At 47.2% G+C, this 6,117-nt stretch carries 4 protein-coding genes; 1 reads left to right on the plus strand and 3 read right to left on the minus strand.

The window, feature by feature from the left end; genetic code table 11:
- The first annotated feature begins 258 nt into the window (after positions 1–258).
- Positions 259–2,010 (plus strand): potassium/proton antiporter, encoded by a 1,752-nt coding sequence (locus tag CAG68_RS20210; protein WP_005382374.1) that lies wholly within the window; start codon positions 259–261, stop codon positions 2,008–2,010.
- Here CAG68_RS20210 and CAG68_RS20215 read toward each other — a convergent pair.
- The 3 genes from CAG68_RS20215 to CAG68_RS20225 form a co-directional block, all read right to left on the minus strand.
- The gene (locus CAG68_RS20215) at positions 2,007–2,636 is read right to left on the minus strand and encodes a response regulator (RefSeq protein ID WP_005382375.1); all 630 of its coding nucleotides are present in this window, start codon (positions 2,634–2,636) and stop codon (positions 2,007–2,009) included. The genes CAG68_RS20210 and CAG68_RS20215 overlap by 4 nt on opposite strands.
- 194 nt (positions 2,637–2,830) lie before the next feature.
- Entirely contained in the window at positions 2,831–4,663 is a 1,833-nt protein-coding gene (locus CAG68_RS20220; protein WP_104979801.1) for a protein-disulfide reductase DsbD, read from the minus strand.
- Between the two features lie 161 nt (positions 4,664–4,824).
- Positions 4,825–6,117: anaerobic C4-dicarboxylate transporter family protein (locus CAG68_RS20225; protein WP_161441572.1), on the minus strand; the 1,293-nt coding region annotated here is incomplete at its 5' end.

Here is a 6,117-nt window from a genome sequence, read left to right on the forward strand (position 1 = left end):
GTGTAAGTATTGGTGGTGATTTTGTGGCTCTTAAAGAGAGAAGGCGTAGATAAGAAAGCTCACAAGTAATTTATTTACATAAAGTTTTCGCATCAAATCACCGTTTTAACTCACAATAAAGTAATATAACTGAGTCATTCTCGTACAACCTCGCATTTTGAGACGGTGTAAAGGGGAGGCAGATTAGGGCATTACCTCATTAACGAAGTAGCCTTGCTCATCACAATTATTATCGTTTTTCATTAAGGGAGGGTGAGAATGGACGCAGACACCATTAACAGTTTTTTTCTAATAGGTGCGTTGTTAATCGCACTTAGCGTTCTTTTAAGCCCAGTGTCTTCTAAGTTGGGAATCCCAATTCTTTTGGTATTTTTAGCCGTTGGAATGCTGGCGGGGGAAGACGGCTTAGGCGGCATCTTATTCGATAACTTTTCGATCGCTTATTTGGTTAGTAACCTCGCATTAGCCATCATTTTGCTTGATGGTGGGATGAGAACGCGGGTCGCCAGCTTTAGGGTTGCGTTATGGCCCTCGGTCTCTTTGGCGACATTTGGCGTTGCGATCACCACCATTTTGACCGGGCTGATGGCAACGTGGTTATTCGACTTAGATTTATTGCAAGGCATATTGGTTGGTGCGATTGTTGGTTCCACCGATGCTGCCGCGGTCTTCTCTCTACTCAAAGGTCGTAGCCTGAACGAACGTGTTGGTTCAACGCTGGAAATTGAATCCGGCACCAATGACCCTATGGCGGTGTTTCTGACCGTAACTCTGATTGCTATTTTAGCGAACCCTGGCGCAGATTTAAGTGCGGGCTTTTTGGCGTTCAGTTTTCTTAAGCAGTTTGGTATTGGCGCGTTACTTGGCTTCGCTGGTGGCTGGATCTTATGGAAAGTTATCAATCGCAATCAATTACCAGATGGGCTGTATTCTATTTTAACGGTCAGTGGTGGCTTGCTTATTTTTGCTTTATCTAACACTTTGGGTGGCAGTGGTATTTTGTCGATTTACCTTGTTGGTCTTTTATTAGGTAACCGTCCAACACGCAGCCGCCACTCTATTCTTCATGTTTTAGATGGTATGACGTGGCTAGCTCAAATTGGTATGTTCTTGGTGCTTGGTTTGTTGGTTACACCATCCAATTTACTCTCTATTGCGTTGCCAGGTCTTGCGCTTGCTTTCGGGATGATTTTGTTTGCCCGACCAATCTCAGTTTGGATTGGTTTACTGCCATTCAAGAGTTTCACGCCACGTGAAAAGTGGTTTGTCTCTTGGGTAGGACTGCGTGGTGCTGTACCTATCATCCTCGCGGTATTTCCGATGATGGCAGGGTTGCCAGATGCTCAACTGTACTTCAATTTGGCATTCTTTGTAGTAATGGTGTCTTTGATAGTACAAGGGGGCACGTTGACTAAGGCGATGTCTCTTGCAAAGGTCGAGCTACCTTCTAAGCCTGAGCCAATTTCGCGTACGGGTGTAGAGATTTACCCGACCAGTGAGTGGGAGCTGTTTATCTATAGACTTAAAGCAGATAAATGGTGCATTGGTGAGCCATTACGTAGTCTTTCGATGCCGGAAGGAACGCGTATCGCCGCTGTATTTCGCAGTAAAGAGCTATTGCACCCATCCGGCAGTACGCGTCTTGAGGAAGATGATACCTTGTGTGTATTAGCACAAGAAAAGGATTTAGATGCACTGAGCTTACTGTTTAGTGAAGCCCCAGAGAAAGCGTCGCTAGCGCGATTCTTCGGTGACTTCTTCCTCGATATTGAAGTGAAGCTTGCCGATATTGCCGTGATGTATGGTTTGAATCTGGGGGATGAACCGCTGGATAAAAGTTTGAGAAACCTTGTCGAAGAGCAATTAGGTAGCACGCCAGTATTGGGAGACCATTTCGAGTGGCAAGGTTTGCATTGGATCGTCGCTGATGTTGTTGATCAGCAGGTCACTAAAGTCGGTATCCGATTGCCAAACGAAAAAAGTAAGTCTGACGATAAGACGTCAATCTAGTCGCTCATTTCCGTCAGCATAATCACGGCTTGCGTGCGGTTCTTTACGCCGAGCTTACGGAAAATAGCTGTCATGTGCGCTTTTATGGTGGCTTCTGAAACATTCAATTCGTAAGCGATTTGCTTGTTCAGCAAGCCATCGGACAACATTCCCAACACTTTATATTGCTGCGGTGTTAGCGCAGCAATCTTTTCCGCTAAGTCATTACATGCCGCGTTATTGGTGATCAACCCTTCAGGGAAGTATGGGTCGCCATTCAGCACTTGATTGAGCGCGTTCACTAATTCGCGCATGTCGCTGGACTTGGGAATAAAACCAAATGCACCATGGCTTTTCACCTGCGTCACGATCGCCGGCTCTTCACTCGCTGAAACGACGACGATAGGTAAATCTGGATGCTCTGCTCGCAAATGAATCAAGCCAGACATACCATTTGCTCCTGGCATTTTGAGATCCAATAGCACTAAATCTGGCTCTTCCTCTCGCTCCAACAAAGCCAGAAGTGCGTCGAGTGAGTCCGCTTCCAGCAAATTTGCACCACTAATAGCCATGTGGATAGATTGAAACAAGGCATTCCGGAAGAGTGGGTGATCATCTGCAATAATGATGGTGTAGGTCGAATCCATGACGTTAAACACTTTTGACTATTTCGTTAAATTTATTATTGTCCAGCTTTGAGAGAGTGGACAATATTTATTCGCTAAAAGTCTGAACCAAATCGACTTTTATTAGGAAAATTGCATATAAACGCAATGTTCTTATTCAAATCTGAGCAATAAAAAACGCCAGTGGACATCACTGGCGTTTGAATATCTGGTTATCAGAACTGCTTGATATGCTCTAAGAAAGGCTCAGCTTGCATGAATCCCGTCAAACGAGCGTTTGAAACGTGTTCGCCACTGGCATCCCAAAACTCAATTGTTGGTAAACCAAGTACATTCATGTGCTTCAGTAGTTCGATGTCTTGCACTTGGTTTTTGGTCACGTCCGCTTGCAGAAGAACGAAGTCTTGCAGTTTTGCTTCGACGCTTGGGTCATGGAAGGTGTACTTTTCAAACTCTTTACATGCTACACACCAATCGGCGTAGAAATCGAGCATGACGGGTTTACCTGCCGCTTTCGCAAGTGCCAGTTGTTCTTCAAGCTCCGCCACGTTAGCAATGTGAGTAAAGCTAACAGTGGCCAGCTGAGTTTGTGTTGTGCTGTTGCCAAACCAGTAATTTAAGATAGGTTGTGCTGAGGCTAGCAAACCTAAGACGGCGATTATGCCCACGGCACTTTGTTTCCAGCCACCAAACTCTAGACTGTTTTTGATGTGGTATAGCCAACCAAAAGCAGCAATACCCAGTGCTGACCACAGAATCGTTGACCACATTTCTGGCATGATACGCTCTAGTAAGAAGATAGGTGCGGCAAGCAGAATAAAGCCGAACAGCGTTTTCACGCGGTCCATCCAACCGCCGGCTTTTGGTAGCAACTTGTTGCCAAATACCGCTACAAGGATCAACGGAATACCCATGCCCATCGCTAGCGCGTAAAGGGCGACCCCACCGGTGAGTAAGTCGCCACTTTGTGCGACGTAAAGCAGCGCACCAGAGAGTGGGGCGGTAGTACACGGAGAACAAACCAAGCCAGATATTGCCCCCATTGCAAACACGCCAGCACTGCTACCACCTTGCTGCTTGTTACTTAAGTTATTCAGCCACGTTTGCACGCTGCTTGGTAGCTGTAATGAGTACAGACCAAACATAGAAAAAGCGAGTGCGATGAACAGTACGCTCAAACCAATCAGCACATAAGGGTGTTGCATTGCCGCTTGGAACTGCATGCCAGCAGACGCGACCACAAGGCCGAGTAGGGTGTAAGTCAGCGCCATGCCTTGCACGTAGACGAATGACAAGCCTAGCGCGCGGCGTTGGCTTAGTTTGCCACTGCCAAGCACTATGCTGGTCAGAATTGGGTACATCGGTAGCACACAAGGTGTAAATGCCAAGCCCACACCAAGCGCCAAGAACAGAAGTGGTGTCCACCAGTTATCAGCAAGGTTGGCTGCAAGGCTATCTTGCTGTGTTACTGGCGCCGATGATGTGTCACCAGACGTAGATGATTGCGCCGCTGGTGGCGTTGCTGTTGGTGCCTGTTCTGCTTTTGATGCAGTTGTCGCCGTTGTTGAATCTGAGTTCGACGAAGTAAACGCGCTGATAGGAATCACGCGAGTTTCTGGCGGGTAACAGAAGCCTGCTTTCGCACAACCTTGGTATTGCACGACTACGCGAGCACCGTCTTGCCAATCATGCATTGGTACATTAACGAAGAGAGGTTGAGTATAGATATGCACGTCACCAAAGAATTCATCTTTATGCGGTGTGCCGTCTTCCATTTGCAGTTCGCCTAGCGATACTTTCTCACCAGCTACAGACAAGCGCTCTTGATATAGGTAGTACCCGTCACGTACCTGCCAATCGAGCATCAATTTGTCATCTTGCTGGTAGAAGTTAAATGGAAACGCCTGATCAACCGGAACAAAGCTGTCGCTGCTGCTACCAAAACTGTTGTTCTGGCTACTGTTAAACTGGTCTTTGCCAAATAAAGCTAAAGACGGAGTGGAAAAGGTAATGAGCCCTAAGAGTAAAACGGAAAGTAATGCGCGCATAAAAGAGTCAATTCATCTTAGATAATTGCCGTTAGTGTAACTCAATCAGACCCGGAGGCGAGTCAATAAGTTTCATGAAAATGAAGATTTATTGAGCATAAATCAAGACAACAGGGAATAAAAAAGGGAGCCGAAGCTCCCCGAGTAAGACTCTGTTTCTACTAGATCAGTAGACCACCGAATGCGAAGCCAAGTGCTACCGCAGAAGCGATGGTTACCACACCAGGTACAAAGAATGGGTGGTTGAATACGTACTTACCGATACGAGTTGAACCCGTGTCGTCCATCTCAACCGCTGCTAGAAGCGTTGGGTAAGTTGGCAGCACGAATAGCGCACTTACTGCTGCGAAAGATGCAACTGCGGTAAGTGGTGCCACACCGATTGCTAGTGCTGCTGGCATCAGCGCAACAGTAGTAGCACCTTGCGAGTAAAGCAGCATTGAAGCGAAGAATAGAACAAGTGCTAGCATCCATGGGTAGTCTGCTAGTAGCGCACCAGCCACTTCTTTGATGCCGTCAACGTGCGCGTTAACGAACGTAGAACCTAGCCATGCCACACCAAGAACACACACACACGCTGTCATACCAGAGCGGAATGTTGCTGCGGCTGGGATTTTGCCAGCATCGATTTTACAGCTCATTACGATAGCTGCCGCAGCTGCTAGCATTACCGTCATGATAGCTTCGTTACGACCTAGAGCAGGGTTCTCGATAAGGCCAACAGAGCCAGAAATTGCTGCTGCGTAACACACGACAAATGCGATTGCGCCTAGGAAGATGAAGGTTGCTTTCTTCGCTGTTGGTAGGATTTCGCGTTTTGCTTCTGTATTTAGCTTGATTAAGCCTTTTTCTAGACGCTCTTGGTATTCAGCATCGTCTTTTAGCTCACAGCCCATGAAGTTCGCCACGAACGCACCGATCATGCACGCGATGAACGTCGTTGGGATACAGATTGCTAGTAGTGTTAGGTAGTCAACGCCAAATGGGTGCAGCATTGCCGCGAACGCTACAACAGCCGCTGAGATTGGTGATGCGGTGATAGCGATTTGCGATGCTACGACCGCGATAGACAGTGGACGAGAAGGGCGCACGCCTTGGCCTTTCGCTACTTCTGCAATCACTGGCAAAGTAGAGAATGCCGTGTGGCCAGTACCCGCCATTAATGTCATTAGGTAAGTTACGATAGGCGCATAAAAGGTGATGCGCTCAGGATGCTTGCGCAAAAAGTTTTCAGCAACTTGCACCATCCAGTCTAAACCACCCGCTACCTGCATTGCTGCGATAGCGGTGATTACAGACATGATGATCAAAATTACGTCAACGGGAATGTAAGCTTGGCTTGTTGGTACGCCCAAGATCAAAGACAACGCAATGACCCCAGCACCACCGGCAAAACCAATGCCGATACCACCGATTCTTGCCCCCAAATAGATGAAGAGCAGAACCACGAAGAG

Origin of the sequence: Vibrio sp. V42_P2S4T144, from assembly GCF_009904715.1 — a bacterium.
GTDB lineage: Bacteria > Pseudomonadota > Gammaproteobacteria > Enterobacterales > Vibrionaceae > Vibrio > Vibrio alginolyticus.

Coding starts and splice junctions, on each gene's coding strand:
- CAG68_RS20210 (WP_005382374.1), top strand. CDS start 259: ATGGACGCAGACACCATTAACAGTTTTTTTCTAATAGGTGCGTTGTTA.
- CAG68_RS20215 (WP_005382375.1), bottom strand. CDS start 2,636: ATGGATTCGACCTACACCATCATTATTGCAGATGATCACCCACTCTTC.
- CAG68_RS20220 (WP_104979801.1), bottom strand. CDS start 4,663: ATGCGCGCATTACTTTCCGTTTTACTCTTAGGGCTCATTACCTTTTCC.